Annotated in this window: 20 protein-coding genes; 8 read left to right on the forward strand and 12 right to left on the reverse strand. The window is 65.1% G+C overall.

The window, feature by feature from the left end:
* Positions 1–2: 2 nt before the first annotated feature.
* Together BCCGELA001_RS37770 and BCCGELA001_RS35105 are read right to left on the reverse strand one after the other, a co-directional pair.
* Entirely contained in the window at positions 3–203 is a 201-nt protein-coding gene (locus tag BCCGELA001_RS37770) for a hypothetical protein (RefSeq protein WP_144441650.1), read from the reverse strand.
* Between the two features lie 3 nt (positions 204–206).
* Positions 207–1,901 carry a bifunctional diguanylate cyclase/phosphodiesterase gene (locus tag BCCGELA001_RS35105; protein ID WP_060737380.1) on the reverse strand — a complete coding sequence of 565 codons (1,695 nt, stop codon included), beginning with the start codon at positions 1,899–1,901 and terminating at the stop codon, positions 207–209.
* Between the two features lie 221 nt (positions 1,902–2,122).
* On the opposite strand from BCCGELA001_RS35105, the gene BCCGELA001_RS35110 reads away from it, so the two are divergent.
* Positions 2,123–2,389 (forward strand): hypothetical protein, encoded by a 267-nt coding sequence (locus BCCGELA001_RS35110; protein WP_060738025.1) that lies wholly within the window; start codon positions 2,123–2,125, stop codon positions 2,387–2,389.
* Positions 2,390–2,395: 6 nt separating this feature from the next.
* On the opposite strand, the gene BCCGELA001_RS35115 is transcribed toward BCCGELA001_RS35110, so the two are convergent.
* From BCCGELA001_RS35115 to mtgA, 3 genes are all read right to left on the reverse strand, one after another.
* Positions 2,396–3,049, reverse strand: coding sequence for a hypothetical protein (locus BCCGELA001_RS35115; RefSeq protein WP_008540557.1), 654 nt, complete (start codon positions 3,047–3,049; stop codon positions 2,396–2,398).
* A 137-nt stretch (positions 3,050–3,186) separates the two neighbouring features.
* The gene (rpmF, locus tag BCCGELA001_RS35120) at positions 3,187–3,369 is read right to left on the reverse strand and encodes a 50S ribosomal protein L32 (RefSeq protein ID WP_007598106.1); all 183 of its coding nucleotides are present in this window, start codon (positions 3,367–3,369) and stop codon (positions 3,187–3,189) included.
* Positions 3,370–3,537: 168 nt separating this feature from the next.
* Positions 3,538–4,212, reverse strand: a complete 675-nt coding sequence (gene mtgA, locus BCCGELA001_RS35125) for a monofunctional biosynthetic peptidoglycan transglycosylase (RefSeq protein WP_008540556.1) — start codon at positions 4,210–4,212, stop codon at positions 3,538–3,540.
* A 161-nt stretch (positions 4,213–4,373) separates the two neighbouring features.
* Between mtgA and BCCGELA001_RS35130 the strand changes: the two genes are divergently transcribed.
* Together BCCGELA001_RS35130 and BCCGELA001_RS35135 are read left to right on the forward strand one after the other, a co-directional pair.
* On the forward strand, positions 4,374–5,297 hold the full coding sequence (locus BCCGELA001_RS35130; protein WP_008540553.1) for a polyprenyl synthetase family protein: 924 nt from the start codon (positions 4,374–4,376) through the stop codon (positions 5,295–5,297).
* A gap of 9 nt (positions 5,298–5,306) precedes the next feature.
* Positions 5,307–5,999, forward strand: coding sequence for a DUF1345 domain-containing protein (locus BCCGELA001_RS35135; protein ID WP_008540552.1), 693 nt, complete (start codon positions 5,307–5,309; stop codon positions 5,997–5,999).
* Between the two features lie 54 nt (positions 6,000–6,053).
* Here BCCGELA001_RS35135 and BCCGELA001_RS35140 read toward each other — a convergent pair whose 3' ends face one another.
* Both BCCGELA001_RS35140 and BCCGELA001_RS35145 read right to left on the reverse strand, forming a co-directional pair.
* Positions 6,054–7,859 (reverse strand): caspase family protein, encoded by a 1,806-nt coding sequence (locus BCCGELA001_RS35140; RefSeq protein ID WP_060737381.1) that lies wholly within the window; start codon positions 7,857–7,859, stop codon positions 6,054–6,056.
* A 182-nt stretch (positions 7,860–8,041) separates the two neighbouring features.
* Positions 8,042–8,470, reverse strand: a complete 429-nt coding sequence (locus BCCGELA001_RS35145; protein WP_008540544.1) for a GFA family protein — start codon at positions 8,468–8,470, stop codon at positions 8,042–8,044.
* A 94-nt stretch (positions 8,471–8,564) separates the two neighbouring features.
* On the opposite strand from BCCGELA001_RS35145, the gene BCCGELA001_RS35150 reads away from it, so the two are divergent.
* The 3 genes from BCCGELA001_RS35150 (at position 8,565) to BCCGELA001_RS35160 (ending at position 11,645) form a co-directional block, all read left to right on the forward strand.
* Positions 8,565–8,939: a nuclear transport factor 2 family protein gene (locus BCCGELA001_RS35150; RefSeq protein ID WP_008540543.1), complete on the forward strand. Its 375-nt coding sequence runs from the start codon at positions 8,565–8,567 to the stop codon at positions 8,937–8,939.
* A 192-nt stretch (positions 8,940–9,131) separates the two neighbouring features.
* On the forward strand, positions 9,132–9,989 hold the full coding sequence (bla, locus tag BCCGELA001_RS35155) for a class A beta-lactamase (protein ID WP_008540538.1): 858 nt from the start codon (positions 9,132–9,134) through the stop codon (positions 9,987–9,989).
* 48 nt (positions 9,990–10,037) lie between these two features.
* A complete protein-coding gene (locus BCCGELA001_RS35160) occupies positions 10,038–11,645 on the forward strand; it encodes a Na+/H+ antiporter (protein WP_008540537.1) in 1,608 nt (535 codons plus the stop codon).
* Between the two features lie 29 nt (positions 11,646–11,674).
* Here BCCGELA001_RS35160 and BCCGELA001_RS35165 read toward each other — a convergent pair whose 3' ends face one another.
* The 5 genes from BCCGELA001_RS35165 to BCCGELA001_RS35185 all read right to left on the reverse strand — a co-directional run bounded on the left by BCCGELA001_RS35165 (position 11,675) and on the right by BCCGELA001_RS35185 (position 16,519).
* The gene (locus BCCGELA001_RS35165; protein WP_060737382.1) at positions 11,675–12,496 is read right to left on the reverse strand and encodes an N-acetylmuramoyl-L-alanine amidase; all 822 of its coding nucleotides are present in this window, start codon (positions 12,494–12,496) and stop codon (positions 11,675–11,677) included.
* A 200-nt stretch (positions 12,497–12,696) separates the two neighbouring features.
* Positions 12,697–13,593, reverse strand: a complete 897-nt coding sequence (locus BCCGELA001_RS35170; RefSeq protein WP_008540532.1) for a TauD/TfdA dioxygenase family protein — start codon at positions 13,591–13,593, stop codon at positions 12,697–12,699.
* 146 nt (positions 13,594–13,739) lie between these two features.
* A complete protein-coding gene (gene ispG, locus BCCGELA001_RS35175) occupies positions 13,740–15,023 on the reverse strand; it encodes a flavodoxin-dependent (E)-4-hydroxy-3-methylbut-2-enyl-diphosphate synthase (RefSeq protein WP_008540530.1) in 1,284 nt (427 codons plus the stop codon).
* Positions 15,024–15,035: 12 nt separating this feature from the next.
* The gene (locus BCCGELA001_RS35180) at positions 15,036–15,989 is read right to left on the reverse strand and encodes a DMT family transporter (RefSeq protein ID WP_060737383.1); all 954 of its coding nucleotides are present in this window, start codon (positions 15,987–15,989) and stop codon (positions 15,036–15,038) included.
* 35 nt (positions 15,990–16,024) lie between these two features.
* The gene (locus tag BCCGELA001_RS35185) at positions 16,025–16,519 is read right to left on the reverse strand and encodes a Fur family transcriptional regulator (protein WP_008540524.1); all 495 of its coding nucleotides are present in this window, start codon (positions 16,517–16,519) and stop codon (positions 16,025–16,027) included.
* Between the two features lie 157 nt (positions 16,520–16,676).
* On the opposite strand from BCCGELA001_RS35185, the gene BCCGELA001_RS35190 reads away from it, so the two are divergent.
* Positions 16,677–17,159, forward strand: a complete 483-nt coding sequence (locus tag BCCGELA001_RS35190) for a MarR family winged helix-turn-helix transcriptional regulator (RefSeq protein WP_008540521.1) — start codon at positions 16,677–16,679, stop codon at positions 17,157–17,159.
* A complete protein-coding gene (locus BCCGELA001_RS35195) occupies positions 17,152–18,315 on the forward strand; it encodes an HlyD family secretion protein (RefSeq protein WP_008540519.1) in 1,164 nt (387 codons plus the stop codon). The genes BCCGELA001_RS35190 and BCCGELA001_RS35195 overlap by 8 nt, the downstream gene beginning before the upstream one ends.
* Positions 18,316–18,319 lie beyond the last annotated feature (4 nt).

Raw genomic sequence — 18,319 nt, forward strand, 5'->3', positions numbered from 1 at the left:
GATCACGATCGTCGAACAGCAGAACGCGCCAACTCCAGCGCTGCGATGACCTGATCCAATTCCTTCGCGCCAAAAAGGACTTCGATATCGCCATTTCGCTTCAGCGAGAGCGCAAGGCCGACATGATGTTCGGTCACACGGACCAATACCATCGCATCATCGCCAGTGTCGCGATCCACAAAGCTTACGGGAGCAATATTCATCAGCTACCCCGCCGCGGGCAGCGCGCTATCCGCCGTCCCGCCCCATGGCCGCTCGGCTGATGCAAGCCCGATCAGGCGCCCCTGGATGTAGTCGCAGCCCCAATCGCGCAGCATGCTTGCGGCCTCTTCGTCCTGCACCCATTCGGCGACCGTCTTGATGTCGAGGCGGCGGGCGAGGTCGATCAGGGTCTGCACGAAGGCGCGGTCGTCGGCGGAACGGGTGATGTTCTGCACGAAGGCGCCGTCGATCTTGACGATGTCGACGCCGAGCTTGCGCAGATTGCGGAACGAGGTGTAGCCGGCACCGAAATCGTCGATGGCGATCCGACTGCCGAAATGCTTGAGGCGGCCGACGAAGGCGCGAACGTCGTCGATGTCCTGGATCGCAACCGTTTCGGTGATCTCGACGATCAGCCGCTCGGCAACGCCGGGATGGGCCTGCATCAGCGATTCGATTCCCGCCCACCAGTCCGGATCCATCGTCGTGTCGGGCGAGATGTTGAGGCTGAGGCAGATATCGGGCGCGGCCGCGAGCTCGGCGACCACGAGCTCGAGCACACGATGATCCACCAAGCGGATCAGCCCGAGCCGCTCGGCGACCGGCACGATGTCGGGCGCCAGCAGCACCTGGCCGTCGCCCTGGTCCATCCGCACCAGGCATTCGTGGAATGCGCGTTCGCGCGAGGCGGCCGCCACCACCGGCTCATAGGCGAGCTTGATGCGGCGTTCGTTCAGCGCGGTGACGATCTCGTCGGTGACGCGGATGTTGACGCGGCGCTGCGCGTCGCGCGCGGCATCCGGACGCCATGCCGCGAACGAGCCGACACGGCGGCGCTTGGCGGCATCCAGCGTCTCATGGGCGCGGTTGACGGCTTCATCGGTGTTGCGGGCATAGCGCGGCACGCTGACCGCGCCGATGGATGCGGTGACCGAGACCGGGCCTGATTTGGTCGGCACCACCTCGTCGCGGATGCCGGCGAGGAAGCGCTCGGCGGCGACGTTCATATCGTCGACGGTGCAGTTCTTCAGGATCAGGCCGAACTTGTTGCCGGAGAAGCGGCCGAGCACGTCGCCGCCGCGCAAGCGCGCGCGTATGCGCTTGGCGACGTCGAGAATCACGGCATCGGCAACGTCGAAGCCGAAGGCGTCGTTGACGCGGGCAAGGTGATCGATGCCGACCAGCATGAAGGCCGCGGTCGAGCGGAAGCGGGTCGTCTCCTCGATGGACTCGGCCAGCGCCGCGATCAGATGGGAGCGGTTGAGCTCGCCGGTCAGCGGGTCGAGCCGGGCCAGCTTCGACAGCTCCTCGTCGCGGGCATGGCGCTCATTGTTGATGCGGACGGAGCCGATCGCGCGCGTGGGGCGGCCGTCGGGGCCGGCAAACCAGCGGCCGGTCTCCTCGACCCAGACCACCGGATCGGAGGCACTCATGCGCACGCCGTACTCGACCCGATACGGCGTGCCGTCGGCGCCATGCACGGCGGAGGTCTGCGCCAGCGCCGCGGTGCGCAGCGTCTGCGCCGGTTCGATCAGCTTGGCGAACTCGGCCCCGGTGGCGAGCCGTTCGGCGGGAATGTTCGGGAAGACGGCGCTGACCTGCTCACCCCAGACGATGACGTCGCTGGCGATGTCCCAGGCGAACACGGCCTGGCCGAGCGCGGCCAGAATGTCGGAGGCTTGCGGCAATGCAGGGGTCAAGATCGCCTCGTTTCGGGACAGCAGAGAGTCCTGAGCCGGTACAGGATAAAGCCAGATTCGTCTTCGACCCTAGGCAAAGTTCATAAACAATTTGGAAACCACGTTTCCAAGGTGGTCGGGAACCAAGTAGGCTCAGCCGGCATAGGCCTTGCGAGTACTGACACGCACCGGCGCCAGCGTCCCAAAACGCGACAGGCTCCGCCGGATCAACGGTGATGGCGATGTTGGGTACCGATCGATTGGACCAAGTGGACAACGGCACGCGCACGGGCACGGACCTGGTGCCGATGCTGCCTACGCTTGCGTGGGTCCACAAAATGCCCCTGCCCCGCCCCGATCCCAGCTTCGTCACCCAGCTGATCGCCAATGCCGAGCAGTTGCCCCAGACGCGCCCGCTCCGCCGCGCCTCGTCCGAAGATGCGCAGATGGCCTATGGCAGCAAACGTCCGCTGCAAAGCGTCAGCGCGCGGACACGGCAGGTGGCTTGAGGCCGATCAGCGCGGCGGCGTCTCGGAAGACGGCGGTGTGCCGTTACCCGGCTGGAGATGCGGCGAGGGAATTTCCGGCGACGGCGCGCCCGGTGCGGGCTTTGGCGCAGGATGATCCATCAGCACGGACTCGGCGACGGATTGCGCCGAAGGTGCGGGCGGCTCGGCCGGTGCCGCCTGCGGCGCAATCACCGGCTCGAACTTGCGCTCGGACGCCACATCCTCTGCCGGCGCTTCGGCCTGGCGCTTGGCCTTGCGTGGCGCGGCCACCGTCGTCTCGGCGACATAGGTGACGCGACGGCGCGTGCGCTGGGCGATGCCGGCGAAAAAGTCGGCCATCGCAAGTAGCACCAGCAGGAAAAAGGTGGAGTTGCCGAATTTGAGCCACATCACGAATTCGGCCGCGGCCGCGCCGAACACGATCAGCGACAGCAGATGGTCCATCAGGAATTTGGAGCCGGGCCGGGCCCCCTTGACCACTTCGAGCAGCAGCAGCACCACGCCGAGCGCGAGCAGGAGATCGGCGAGCGTGACCGGCCAGACCTCGCCGGACACCATCGGGACCTTGAACAGCACGTCCGTGAAGGACACGGTCGGCATCAGGAAGGCGATAATGTTGTAGACTGCGAGCGGGATCAGAAGCAGCGGGAAACCGACCATCGGCAAAATGCCTTCTCGATCAAGATATCCGGACAGGACAATGCGGCGGCGAAGCATTTGCTCCGCCGCCGTCACCGTCTAGCTCATGGGTTGGCCGAAATCAGGCAGCGCGATCGTCCCGCCTGAAGAAAGGTCCCTTAGGACTCTTTCTTTTTCAGGACCTGACGGCCCTTGTACATGCCGGTCTTGAGGTCGAGATGGTGCGGACGACGGAGCTCGCCGGAGTCCTTGTCTTCGACATAGGTCGGCTTCTTGATGGCGTCTGCCGAGCGGCGCATGCCACGGCGCGACGGCGAGGTTTTTCTTCTCGGAACGGCCATTTCAATATCCTCTAGGGATTGGTGTCATCAGGGCATCGTCCGCGAAGGACGGCTCAGCACCCGCAATAGGAGGCGAGCTGAATGCCGATCAAGACCGGGCTTATAGAGGAAGGCTGGCCGTAAAGCTAGGCTTTTGGGCCGGAAAATCGGCCCAAAATAGGCCCGAAATCAGCGATTTTCGCGCCAGCAGGTCGCAAGCGAGCTCGCCTGCCCCCGCGCCATATAGGTCGCCGCCAGCCGCCGGACGCCCGGGCCGGGGGTTCGGGCGCTGCGTTTGACCGGATTCGGCAGGATCGAGGCCAGGAGGGCGGCTTCCCGGGACGAAAGGTTGGCCGCCGACTTGCCGAAGGCATAGGCGCTGGCTGCCTCGACGCCAAATTGCCCCTGCGGGCCGAGTTCGGCGATGTTGAGATAAATCTCCAGGATCCGCTGCTTGGGCAGGACGAGGTCGATCCAGAGCGCCAGCGGGAACTCCAGCGCTTTGCGGACGAAATCCCGGCCCTGCCAGAGGAACAGGTTCTTTGCGACCTGCTGGGTGATGGTGGAGGCACCCCGGAACGGCGTGCCGTCCTCCTGCGCGTCATCGATCGCCTCGCGCAGCGCCCCCCAATCGATGCCGTGATGCTTGCAGAAATGCGCGTCCTCCGCTGCCACCACCGCGCGCGGCAGATAGGGCGACATCGCCGCCAGATCGATCCATTGCCGCTGCATCGGCGCACCCCGGAGCGAACGCCAGGCCATCAGCGTCGAAACCGGATGGCCGACCCGGTAAAACGGCGCGATCACATAGGGCGCGAGAGCTGCGACCACGAGCACCAGGAGAAGGATTTTAACGATGCGCAAATCGACCTTTCCGGCACAAAATGAAACGCGGCTACGGGCCAGACCATTAAGTCTGTGATTATTCGGGCCTTTTCCAGCACTTTTTAGCCCTTCCAAGCGATTGACTGGGGCGGGCGCATAAAGGATTGTCCCGCCGAATTTTAGTTCTGGAGCCCTTCTTGATGACCGGCACGTCCCCGTCCGATTTCGCCAATCGTCTGGACAAGACCGCTGATGACACCGAGGCCCTGCTCGGCCGCTTGCTGTCGGACGACATCCTGCACGACGAGATCGCCCGGCCCAAGCGACTGATGGACGCAATGCGCTATTCGAGCCTCAACGGCGGCAAGCGTCTGCGGCCGTTCCTGGTGGTCGAAAGCGCGGCCGTGTTCGGCGTGCCCCGTGAAGCGGCGCTGCTCGTGGGCGCCGCGCTCGAATGCATCCACTGCTATTCGCTGATCCACGACGATCTGCCGGCGATGGACAATTCGGATCTGCGCCGCGGCCGGCCCACCCTGCACAAGAAAACCGACGATGCGACCGCGATCCTCGCCGGCGACGGCCTGCTCACGCTCGCCTTCGACATCGTCACCCGGGACGAGATCCATCGCGACGCCAATGTGCGGCTGTTGCTGACCCGGGCGCTGGCTCGCTGCGCCGGCATCGGCGGCATGGTCGGCGGCCAGATCCTCGATCTTGCCGGCGAAGGCCGCTTCGGCGGCAACGAGCCGATCGACGTCGCCCGCATTCAGCAGATGAAGACCGGCGCGCTGCTGCGCTACGGCTGCATCGCCGGCGCGATCCTCGGCCAGGCCTCGCAGAAGGAATATCAGGCGCTCGACGATTACGGCCGCGCGCTCGGCGAAGCCTTCCAGATCGCCGACGACCTGCTCGACGTCGAAGGTGATGCGGCTGCGCTCGGCAAGCCGGCCGGCGCCGATGCCGCGCTCGGCAAGACCACCTTCGTCACCCAGCTCGGCATCGACGGCGCCAAGCAGCGCGTGCGCGATCTGCTCGCGCGCGCGGACAGCGCGGTGTCGATCTTCGGCGACCGCGCCGCCGTGTTGCAGGCCGCGGCGCGCTTTGTCGCCGAACGGAAGAACTGACGCGCGGTGATGGCGGCCGGCGGCAAAGAGGATCCCGTCCTCGTCCGCTTCCGCCAGATGTCGCGGCCGATGCGGCTGCTCTATGCGCGGCCACGGACCTTCATCGCGCTCGCCGTCGGCATTCTCGTCTGCCTGCTGCTGCCGGGCACGCACCGCCTGGTGACCCGGCTGTTGTTCGGGTGGGACGCACTGATCGCGGCCTATCTCGTGCTGGTCTACGCGATGATGCTGTGCAACGATCACAAGCACATCCGTCGCGCCGCGGCCATGCAGGACGACGGCCGCTTCGTGATCCTGCTGGTAACGGCGACCGGCGCGTTCGCCAGCATCGCGGCGATCGTCTCCGAACTCGGCACGCCGCACCGCGGCGTCCTCGAGCTCACCGTCGCGATCACCACCATCGTGCTGTCATGGGCGGCTGTGCATACGACGTTCGCGCTGCATTACGCGCATGATTATTACCGCAACGCCAAGCCCGGCGGCCTGCAATTCCCGAGCGGCGACAAAGAAGACCACGCCGACTATTGGGATTTCGTCTATTTCTCGTTCGTGATCGGCATGACCGCGCAGGTCTCCGACGTTGGCATCACCGACAAGACCATCCGCCGCACCGCGACGGCGCACGGCATCGTCTCCTTCATCTACAACACGGCATTGCTGGCGCTGACGGTGAATATCGCGGCGAGCGCGATCTCGACTTAGTCTCTCCGGTCGTCCCGGCAAAAGCCAGGACGACCATGTAGCCACACCGCAACCCTAGTAACAGACCTCGGCATTGGCGTCATTGCCGGGGCCCCCGCCGCCGCGATATTCGAGACGGCAACCGCGATGGACCGGACGACAACCAGTGTTGTTGCAGTAGACCTGCCCGCCACCGGCGGCGCGACCGGCGCCAGCAGCAATGCCGGCGGAGGCGCCATAGCCGCCTGCCGCGCCTGCGGACTGGCGACGCTGGCGTGCGGGACGCTCATCGCCGTCGTCGCGCTTGGCGGTCGCAGGTTTGGCCGGTTTGGCCGCACGCTGCTTCTCGCACTCATTATCATCGTTGACGGCATAACCCGCGCGGCAGACGATCTTTGTGCATTTGTCGCCGTCGGCCTTGAAGCCGTGCTCGCACACCAGCGGACACACACGCGACTGCTTGGTCTTGACGGTATCGAGCGCGTCGGTGCTGGCCACCTTCACGTCGAGCTTGGTGCCGGCATAGCGGTTGAACTGCGACAGCGACCGCTGCGAGGACGTATTCCAATTGCCATCGGCCTGTCCGGTGAAGCAACCGACGCGGCCGAGCTCGGCCTGCACCGAGCGGCTGAGATCGGCGGGCGCAGTCGCGGGCGTCAGTGCCGCGACGTTGGTGCCGGCGGGGCTCGCCGTGCTGGCCGGCGCAGCGCTCGGTGCCGTGGCGGCGAGATTGACCCGCTGCTGTTCGGCGGCCGCAGCCTGCTGCTGCGCCTGCTCCTTCGCCTTCTGGGCGGCAAGCTGGGCCTGCTCGGCTGCTTTCGCGTCGGCTGCGGCCCTGGCCTGCGCGTCCTTCTGGGCGCCGAGGGCGGCGAGGCGGTCGCGCTCGGCCTCGGCCTGTTTTGCCTTCGCGATCGCCGCTGCGTGGGCCTGCTCGGCGCCGATCTTCTCGACCTGGAGCTTGGCAAGGCTCGCATAGAAGCCATCGGGATGCTGGGCGAGGAAGGCATCCCATGCCGCCTTGTTGCCGACCTGGAGCGCGAGCTCGTAGTCGCGGCGGATGTCGGCCTGCGGGTTCGCCAGCGGCGCCGCTTGTGCCGCAGCCACCTTGACCGGCACCAGCGGCACGTCCTCGCCGCCAAGCGAGCCATAGACGAACGGCTCCTGCTTGTTGCCGGTCGACTTGAGCACGTCGTCACGCACGAAGCCGAAAGCGCGGCGGACATCGAGGCCCGGCGTCGTCAAATGCTTCGACAGAGCAACCGTAAACGGGCTGTTGACGCCGTCGCCGTCCTGCGCCGTGAAACCGGCCTTGGCCGAATAGGCGATCAATGTGTTGGGGCTGGAGGGCTCGACCTGGGCCAGGCCTCGGCCGAAGCTGCGCGAGGCGACGGTGCGCTTCATCCTTTTGCCGAACGGATTGTCGCGGCAGGCATCCAGGATCACCAGGCGGAGCTGCTTTGCCGGATCGACCGCGACCAGGATGCGATCGAGCGAAAGCGCCTCGTCGTACACGTCGGTGTCGCGCTCGAGCTTGGCGTCGACGGGGATCAGATAGTTGGAGCCTTCGACCTCGATGCCGTGACCGGCATAGTAGACCACGGCGATGTCGGCATCCCGGGTCGAATCTGCGAAGTCGCGCAGCACCCGACGCGTCTCCAGCGCCGACAAATCGTGCCGGGAATCGACGACATCGAAGCCGGCCTCCTTCAGCGTCTTGGCCATCACCGAACCGTCATTGACGGGGTTCGCCAGCGATGGTGCGTGCTGATAGGCCGAGTTGGCGAGCACCAGGGCGACGCGCTTGCCGGCAAGGGCGGGCTGGGCGCCGAGCAGCAACACGACGGCGAGAAGAAGCGGGCAAAGTCTGAGCAGATTGCGCATGACACGACTTCCGAAGGTTCGGGGGCCTTTCGAGCCCGTGGGACCGCTTTAGCAGGATCCGCCGCCGGCGCTTGTGACGGAGGTCACGAAGGCGACGCCGACGGCTGGACGAAAGGACCCATTATGTTTGTCGCACCAGCCCGGTCGCGGTTCGCCGACAGGGTCGAGCGAACCGGGCTCCCTCAGACAACCCCGATATGCTCCCGATATTGCGGCAGATCGTCCGCAATCTCATGCCAGGGCGCCTTTGAACCCACGAAAATATGGGCGCTTGGCCGGATCGAGGGGGTGTCAACCAGGGTTCCCATGGCGACATGGACCCATTGTCCCTCGCGCACACGGGAATAGAGCAGCGAGCCGCAGCGGGCACAATGCGCATTATGGGTGGTATCGTCGCCGAAAATCATCCGCAGGTCGCCGCCCCTGATGATGCGGAGCTTGTCCTGCGCGATGCCGGCGAACGGCTTGAACGCCGCGCCGGTCGTGCGACGGCAGTTCGAGCAGTGGCAGTTCATCGCATAGGAGAATTCGTCGGCGACCTCGAAGCGCACGGCGCGGCAATAGCATTCGCCGATCAGGATACGAACGTTCGAATTTTCTGATCCGGTCATGGCGACGCTTTCACGTAAATTACTGAGACACCCATAGCGCATTTTGGCGCGCCCGACTAAATTCGCTTCAAGCCATCATGCAAAAGGATGACCCATGAGCCAGAACCGGTCGAGTGTCGAAGCCGTCGTGCAATCCTATTTCGACGGCCTTTATGAGGGCGACGCCGAGAAACTCGGTGCCATCTTCCATCCCTCCGCCGATTTGCGCTGGGTCGAGAAGGGCGAGCTTCAAGTGCTGACCGTGCCGGACTGGCTCGACCGCGTGCGCAAGCGCCCCTCCGGCAAGGCCGAAGGCAAGCCGCGCGAGGATTTCATCGTCACCATCGATCGCTCCGACGACAAGACCGCCTTCATCAAGGTCCGATGCCAGCTGCCGCCGCGCTATTTCACCGACTATCTGGTCGCGATGAAGCTCGCCGACGGCTGGCAGATCGTGTCGAAATCGTATCGGTATGACCTGAGGGAGTGACGAGGCTCGACGTTCGCCCAATATCTGTCGCGCTCGATGTCCATTCTCCGTCATTGCGAGGAGCGAAGCGACGAAGCAATCCAGAATCCCTCCGCGGGGAGACTCTGGATTGCTTCGTCGCTTCGCTCCTCGCAATGACGACGCGGATGCAACTTCCGCAATCCTGCCTCCACTTGCCTGAAAGCCTCCCATATGCCGCTCGATCGCCGCTCCCTGCTCGCCTCACTGTGCTGGATGGCCGCCTCCCCCGTGCTGGCCGCGGATGCGCCGCCGGAATTCGAGGCCTATGAACGCGAGAGCGGCGGGCGGATCGGGCTCCATGCGGAAAACCTGGCCAGCGGCGCGAAGCTCGTCTGGCGCGCCGACGAGCGGTTCGTGATGTGCTCGACATTCAAGGCCTCGCTCGCGGCCTGCGTGCTGGCGCGGGCCGATCGCGGCGAGGAGCAACTCGCGGCCATGATCCCTTACCGCGAAGCCGACCTCCTGGAGTATGCGCCGGCGGCCAGACAAAATCTCACGGCCGGCGCGATGTCTGTCAGGGAGATGTGCAAGGCGATCGTCGAGCTCAGCGACAACACCTGCGCCAATCTGCTGTTGGCGCGGATCGGCGGGCCGGCCGCGCTTACCGCGTTCTGGCGATCGATCGGCGACACCACCTCGCGGCTCGACCACAACGAGCCCGAGCTCAATCGCTCACGGCCCGGAGATCCCCGGGACACCTCGACGCCGGCGGCCATGGCCGGAAATCTGCGGCGCCTGGTGCTGGCTGAAGCATTGTCGCCGGCCTCACGCGCGCAGCTCACCGACTGGATGGTGAATTGCAAGACCGGTGCGAACCGGCTGCGCGGCGGCCTGCCCGCGAGCTGGAAGATCGGCGACAAGACCGGCTACAACGGCAAGGACGCCGCGGGCGACATCGCGGTGGTATGGCCGAAGCCGGACACGCCGATCCTGATCACGGCCTATGTTCAGGGCGGCACGCCGAGCGCGGCGCAGATCGCGGCCGTGTTCGCGCGAATCGGACGGATGGTGGCCGATCGGCTGGCGTAAGCCGCGCGCATTGACGTTGCAGGCGCTTCCGGGTCAAGACAGACAATCATGGAAGCCAAATTTCAGACCTTTCTCATCCTGCTGGCCGTGCTGGCGGGTGTGGCGCTGGCCGCGCGCCGCTTCAATGTCGCTCCTGCCATCCTGCTGATGCTGGCCGGCATCGGCCTCGCCTTCGTGCCGGGCATGCCGTCGGTGGAACTGCCGCCGGAGCTGGTGCTGCTGGTGGTGCTGCCGCCGCTGATCTACTCGGCAAGCGTCGCAATGAGCTGGCGCGAGTTCAGGAAGAATTTGCGGCCGATCGTGCTGCTCGCGGTCGGCGCGGTGATCTTCACGGCGGCGATGGTGGCGGCCGCGACGCACTATCTGATCGGCCTGCCCTGGACCTTCGCCTTCCTGCTCGGGGCCATCGTCGCCCCACCCGACGTGGTGGCGCCGCTCGCGATCGCGCGCCGGCTGCACATGCCGCGCCGGATCCTGGTCGTGCTCGAGGGCGAAGGGCTCGCCAACGACGCCACCGCGCTGATCCTCTACCGTTTTGCGCTCGCCGCGATCATGGTTGGGCATTTCTCGCTGCCGCTGGCGGCCGGCGAATTCCTGCTCATCATCGCCGGCGAGATCGCCTTCGGCATCGGCGTCGGCTGGCTGTCCCTGCGTTTCCGCAAATGGTCCGGGGATCCGCAGGTCGAGCTCACGCTGTCGCTGCTCACACCTTACGTCTCCTTTTGGCTGCCCGAGCATGTCGGCGGCTCCGGCGTGATCGCGACGGTCGCTTGCGGTCTCTATGTGAGCTGGAACGGGCCGCTGCTGATCTCCTCGGCGACGCGCCTGCAAGGCATCTTCTTCTGGGATCTCATCATCTATTTGATCGAGGGCCTCTTGTTCCTGCTCACCGGCTTCCAGATGCGCGCGCTCTACGAGAAGTCGAAGTCGTTTCCGCTCGATGACATCCTGATCGCGACCGCCGTGGTCCTGGTGATCGTCGTCGTCGCGCGCTTCGCCTGGCTCTATCCCGCGACCTATCTGCCGCGGATGCTCAGCAAATCGCTGCGCGAGCGCGATCCGTCGCCGCCATGGCAATGGCCGTTCGTGCTCGCCTTCACCGGGGTACGCGGCGCGGTCTCGCTGGCCGCAGCGCTGGCGCTGCCGTTCACGCTGCGCGGTGGTGAGGCCTTCCCGTATCGCGACCTGATCCTGTTCGTCGCCTTCGGCGTCATCTTCGTCACGCTGGTCGGCGTCGGGCTGACACTGCCACCGGTGGTGCGCTGGCTCGGCGTCGCCGAGGCGGGCCGCAACGAGCATGCCGCCGAGCACGAGGCCGAGATCGCGGCGCGCCGACAAGCCCTCGATGCCGCGCTGAGATCGCTGGACGCGCTGAGCGCGGAAAAGGAAGTCTCGGACGAGGTAATGCGGCTGCTTCGTGCCCGCCACGAGATCCGACTCAACCAGCTGCCCGACGCGCTTGATCCCACCCATCACGACGTCTCGGCCGCCGGCACCACGCTGACCCGCGCGCTGATCGTCGCCGAGCGCAAATTCATCCACGATCTCCTGCGCGACGGCCAGATCACCGACGAGACGCGGCGGCGGATCGAACGCGATCTGGATCTGGAGGAGGCGAGCCTGGCGAATCGAGAGTATCGCGGCGCGCCACTGTGACCTCCTTGTCATTGACGAGAGCCAAACCACTACCGCTTCTCGCAAAACTCCCGCATCGCCGCCGCAACGGCTGCCGCGACCGCCTCCTGCCGCTCCGGCGAGTTCATCTCCATCTCCTCGTCGCGGTTGATGATCGAGCCGGCCTCGAGCAGAACGGCGGCGCTCCGCGTCCGCGAGAGCACGACGAGCCCGTCATAACGATAGACGCCGACATCCCTGTCGAGCAGTTGGCGACGGTAGCGGCCCATCACCGGCAGCGTGTATTGGTTCGCGTAGTTCAGGCCCTGCTCCTTCAACTGCCTGCCGATCATCCGCGCCAGCCTCAGGCTGGTGGTGAAGTGCGGATTTCGTCGCGATACGAACAGCGAGTGACCCGAAAAGCGGTCGCTGAAATAGCTGTATGCGCCGTCGAATTCCCACCTGTCGAGCAGCTTGTCCGGCACCGAATCGTGATGCACCGACAGGAACAGATCGGTCCGGCCGTCATTCGCGGCACTGACGCGCTTGAACAGGCTCGCCTTCGCCTTGCCGTCCGTGACCAGCAGGCGGGCTGCGGCAAACCCTTCGGATTTGAGCTTGGCCGTGATCAGACTTGCGAGACGGAGGTTGAAGCCGAACTCCGGATCGTTGCGTGCGCTCAGCGCACCGTAAGAGTCCGGTGTGTGCCCGACATCAACGACGATCTTGAATTTCGGCATCTCGCATTTGGCCGGAGGCGGTGGCTTTGGCCTAGGTCTTGCGAACTTTCGCGCGGCGGCAGCTTCGGCGACGTCGAAGGCGAGCGGCGACAGCAGGATCGACGCAACAAGCGGTATGATCCAAATTGCGATGATGCTGCGCGATTGCCCCAACCGCTACCCCGATGCCGCGATCCGCGATTTGCTTTCGAGAAGATTGACGCGGGAATCGGAAGACGTCAACGCAAGGAACGGTTTCGTAGGGTGGGCAAAGGCGCGCTCTTCGCGCGCTGTGCCCACCATGGTGTTGCGTGCGGGGCGAGATGGCGGACACGCTTCGCTTTGCCCACCCTACGGCGCTACGGCACCGCCTCCTAAACCGGCCTCTCCCCCTTCACCGTCACCCGCGTGCCCGAGCGCGTGTGCGGCCAGTAGTCCCACATCGCGCGATGCTGGGTGCAGCGGTTGTCCCAGAAGGCGATGGCGTTTTCGGTCCAGCGGAAGCGGCACTGGAACAGCGGGTTCTCGGCGTGCTGGTAGAGATAAGCAAGCATCGCATCGCTCTCGTCGCGGGGGACGCCGTTGATGTGGCGCGTGAAGCCGCGGTTGACGTAGAGCGCCTTCCTGCCGGTCACGGGATGCGTGCGCACCACGGGATGCTCGGCATGCGGATAGCTTGGCCGGTCGGCGACGCCATAATTGGCGTACAGCCCGCGATAGATCGGCTCGCCGTCATGCAGCGCGGTCAATCCGTCGAGATAGGCCTTCATGCGGTCGGACAGCGCCTCATAGGCCGCGTACATGTTGGCGAACAGCGTGTCGCCGCCGCGCGGCGGGCACTGCTTGATGTAGAGGATCGAGCCCATCGGCGGCTCGAGATCGCAGGACACGTCGGAATGCCAGCCCTCGCCATTGGCGCGCGGCGAGTTCTTGTCGGCATAGATCTTCATCAGCGCGGGGTCTTCATCCTCATGCGGTGCCGCGGGATGGAAATGCAGTTCGCCGAACTTGCGGCCGAAGGCGAGATGCTGCTGCGGCGTGATGTGCTGGTCGCGGAAGAAGATGACGAGGTTCTCGGCGAGCGCGCGATGGATCTCGTCCATCTGCCGGTTGGAGCGGCTGTCGCCCTCGACCAGCCTGCCGATGTCGACGCCGGAGATTTCCGCGCCGATGATGGGTGTGAGTTTTTCGACCTGAAGTGTCTCATAAGGCGCACCGTCATCAGCCGTATGGCGATAGCGCGGGCCCTGCTTGCCGGCGAGTGAGCTCATGGCGTGTCTCCCGATCGTTGTTGATTGGGGACATCGTAGCAATGTAGGGCGGGTTAGCGAAGCGTAACCCGCCACTTCGCCCCCGCAAAAGTAAGGCGGGTTACGCTGCGCTAACCCGCCCTACGATTCCGATTTCGAGGAGACGCCTACTCCGCCGCCGTCACCGGCACCTTGGCGCCCTGGCCGTAACGCTGCTCGATATAGTCGATCACCAACGCCTTGAAGTCGGCGGAGATCGTCGGTCCGCGCAGCGTGCGGAACTTCTTGCCGTCGACGAACACCGGGGCGGCCGGCGCTTCGCCGGTGCCGGGCAGCGAGATGCCGATATTGGCGTGCTTGGATTCGCCGGGGCCGTTGACGATGCAGCCCATCACCGCGACGTTGAGCTCTTCCACGCCGGGATATTTCGTCTTCCAGTTCGGCATCTCGTCGCGGATGAAATCCTGGATCGAGCGGGCCAGTTCCTGGAACGTGGTCGAGGTGGTGCGGCCGCAGCCGGGGCACGCCGCAACCAGCGGCACGAAGGTGCGGAAGCCCATGGTCTGGAGCAGCTCCTGGCCGACCTGCACCTCACGGGTGCGGTCGCCGCCGGGCTCCGGCGTCAGCGAGATGCGGATGGTGTCGCCGATGCCCTGCTGCAGCAGGATGCCGAGCGCGGCCGAGGACGCCACGATGCCCTTCGAGCCCATGCCGGCTTCGGTGAGGCCGAGATGGATGGCGTAGTCGGAACGGGACGCCAGATCCTGGTAGACCGCGATCAGATCCTGCACCGCCGACACCTTGGCCGACAGGATGATGCGATCCTTGGGCATGCCGAGCTCTTCGGCACGCGCGGCCGACAGCAGCGCCGACTGCACCATGGCCTCGCGCGTCACCGCGCGCACGTCGCGCGGATTCGGCGAGGCAGCGTTCTCGTCCATCAGCTTGGTGAGCAGCTCCTGGTCGAGCGAGCCCCAATTGGCGCCGATGCGCACCGGCTTGTTGTTCTTGTTGGCGATCTCGATGATGTCGGCGAACTGGCTGTCGCGCTTGTCCTTGAAGCCGACATTGCCGGGATTGATGCGGTACTTGGCGAGCGCCTCGGCGCAGGCGGGATAGGCCGCGAGCAGCTTGTGGCCGATATAATGGAAGTCGCCGATCAGGGGCGTGGTGATGCCGCGCTTGGCGAGGCCGTCGCGGATGTGCGGAACGGCGGCTGCGGCCTCCTCGCGGTCCACGGTGATGCGGACCATTTCGGAGCCGGCGCGCGCGAGCGCTGCCACCTGGGCGATGGTGCCGTCGATGTCGGCGGTGTCGGTGTTGGTCATCGACTGCACGACGATCGGTGCTCCGCCACCGACGGCGACGTTGCCGACCTTGACCTGGGTGGTCCGGTGCCGGGGCGCGGGGCCTGCGATCTCGGAATCGAGGGGGGTTTCGAGCTTGTTCATGGGGTCCAAATATCAGGTTTTGGTGACGTTCAGCAATGCATCGCGCGGCGCCGCAGCCGTCGAGCTGGGACGGTTAACGAGAAAAAGCCCAGCAATTACAAGGACCGCGGCGGCCCCAAATGTCAGGCTCAGGGTATCGTGCATGATGAAATAGCTACCGACCACGCCAAACAAAGGGGTGATGAAGGTAAAAGCCGACAATTTGCTGGCCGAATAGGCCTTCACCAGCGCGAACCAAAGCGTGAACGTGGTTCCGACCACCCAGATCGCCTGGAAGGCCATGAGGCCTACGGACAAGGGCGCGGGCGTGTGGGTGATCGATTCGCCGAACAGCCAGGCTGCGAGTCCCAAAATCGGGATCGAGGTCGCGACCTGATAGCCCAGCGCCTTCTCCGGCGCGGCGAAGCGCAGCCGCGTGCCCTTGGCAACCAAGGTCGTCGCCGCCCACAGCGCGGCGCCGCCGACGATCATGAGGTCGCCCAGCAGCACCCTGGCATCGACATCGGGTTGCGGCACGCCGATGGCGAGTGCGACGCCGGCAAAGCTCACCGCGAGGCCCAGCCATTGCGTCCCGCCAAGCCGCTCGCCGAGCACTTGGTACGAACCCAGCGCGACGAAGAACGGCGCGGTGTAGAGAAACACGACTGCACGAGAGGCCGAGGTGAAGCGCAGACCCTGGAAGATCAGAACGAACTCGATGCCGAACATCAGACCGGCAATGAGCCCTGCCTTCCAGGTGCCGTCACGTTCGAAGAATTTGACGCCGCGCAGGGTGCCGATGATGAACAGCACCGGCAGCGCGCCCATCGAGCGGATCGTGGCCTGGAGCATCGGCGGGATGTCCGGCAGCACCAGCTTCACCGCGATCTGGTTGAAGCCCCAGGTCAGGCACAGCATCAGCATCAGGGCGATGGCGCCGGCACTGAGGGGACGGCCGGCGGACGGTATGGCTTGTGGTGAGGACATTTCTTCCCGATGACCGGCTTGGTGCCGTTGTTGCTTCAGGCAGCTTTCTGACAATGGGTGCAGACGCCCGTGATCTCCACCACAGACAGTTTCGGCGCGAAACCGGAACTGCGAGCGGCGGCATTGAGGTCCTTGGCGAAGGACGCCGAGGGAATCTCGCCGACGAGGCCACAACGTTCGCAGATCAGGAACGCCACCGCCGAGGTCGCGTCGTGGTCGTGGGCGGCGCAGGCGAGATAAGCGTTGCGGCTCTCGATGCGGTGCACGAGGCCGTTCGCCATCAGGAAATCGAGCGCGCGATAGACCGTGATCGGCGCCGGCCGCGCCATCGACTTGGCGAGTTCGTCGATCACCTCGTAGGCGCCGAGCGGACGGTGGCTGGAGAGCAGCGCCTCCAGCACCTGACGGCGGATCGGCGTGAATTTCTGCGCGCGCTGCCGACAGACCGCTTCGGCATGCGCCAACGCATCAGCGGTGCAGCGGCCGTGATCGTGGTCAGGCGCGGGAAAAGCAGGCTTTGCCAGGGTCATGCGGCCTCGCTTCTAGCATTTCGGCAAGGGAACCCAAAGCGCGACCCTGCGGATAGCTGCCAGCCATGCTCTCGCTGCGGGACAGCGTCCCGATATTCCGCCGGGCAATAATCATAAGCTTGCTTATTATATCCCTGGCTCATTGGAGACCAAGCTCATGACCCGTGGGTCTGTCGACCAGAACTTCCTGTTCACGCTCGCCGAACTCTATCGGCTGCTGCGCGTCTACGCTGACAAGGAGGCGTCGCGCTTCGGCATCACGCGGGCACAATGGGCGGTACTGGCCAAGGTCGAGCGCAGCGAGGGCATGAAGCAATCGGAGCTCGCCGAGCTTCTGGAGGTGCAGCCGATCACGCTGACGCGCCTGATCGACAAGCTCTGCGACAACGACTGGATCGAGCGCCGCAACGACGCCTCGGATCGCCGGGTCAAGCGGCTCTACCTCAAGAAGGCCGGCCGGCAACTGCTGGGACGGATGAGCGGGCTCAGGTCCGAGATCACCGCCAACGCGCTCGACGGCATCAGCCCGGCCGATGCCCACCGTCTCCTCACCCAGTTGGAAACGATCAAGGAGAACGTGCGGAACGCCACCCAAACCAGCGGCGCGGAACAGGCACGCAAGGAGCAGCGCTATGGCTGATCAAGTCCTCAAGTTCCAGCCCGAGCAGAAGACCGAGAGCGGCAAGCCGACGAAGAAAGCCGGTACCGATCCGCGCCGCCGCCTGGTGGCGGGCCTGCGGCGCTATCGCCGCTTCCTGCTTCTCGTCGTCCTGCCTGTTGTCGTCGTCATCGGCGGCCTCACTTTTTATCTGCATGGCGGCCGCTATGTCGGCACCGACAATGCCTATGTCGGTGCACAGAAGGTACTGGTGACGCCCGACATCTCCGGCAAAATCCAGAAGGTGATCGTGAAAGAAGGCCAGACGGTCAAGCGGGGAGACGAGCTGTTCGAGATCGACCCCGTTCCGTTCCGTCATGCCGTCGAAGAAGCCAAGGCGCAACTCGCGCAGGCCCAGACGACCTACGATAATCTCGTTTCCAACATCAAGATCTACGGCGACATGCTCAACCTCGCGCAGCAGGGCATCGATCTGAAGCAGCGCGACGTCGAGCGCAAGCAGGCGCTGGTGAAGAACAATTACGGCTCCCAGCTCGATCTCGACAACGCGTCGAATGCGCTGGTCACTGCCGGCGCGCAAGCCCAATACATCAAGCAGCAGCTCTCCAATGCCAAGACGCAGTTGCTCGGCAACCCCGACCTGCCGCTCGAGCAATTCCCGCCCTACGCTCAGGCGAAAGCCAAGCTGGACGATGCTCAGCGCAACCTTGATCATACCGTGCTGCGCGCGCCGATGGATGGCGTGGCCACGCAGGTCGAGCAGATCCAGCTCGGCCGCTATGTCGTCGCAGGTACGCCGGTGTTCTCCATCATCGACATCGCCCATCCCTGGGTCGACGCCAACCCGAAGGAGAGCGACCTCACCTACGTGACCGAAGGACAGCCGGTCACGCTCGAGGTCGATGCGTTCCCGAACCACGTCTTCAAAGGCAAGATCGGCTCGCTCTCGCCTGGTACCGGGGCCCAGTTCGCGATCCTGCCGCCGCAGAACGCCATGGGCAATTTCGTCAAGGTGGTGCAGCGCGTGCCCATCAGGATCTATTTCGACGAGACCGACGAATATGTGCGGAAGCTGAAAGCCGGCATGAGCGTCTATGCCACCATCGACACCGGCCACCAGCGCTCGCTCGCCGGTCTCTTCGGCCTGTCGGCGGCGGCGAACCAGGACAAGGACTGATCCG

Origin of the sequence: Bradyrhizobium sp. CCGE-LA001, from assembly GCF_000296215.2 — a bacterium.
Classification (GTDB): domain Bacteria; phylum Pseudomonadota; class Alphaproteobacteria; order Rhizobiales; family Xanthobacteraceae; genus Bradyrhizobium.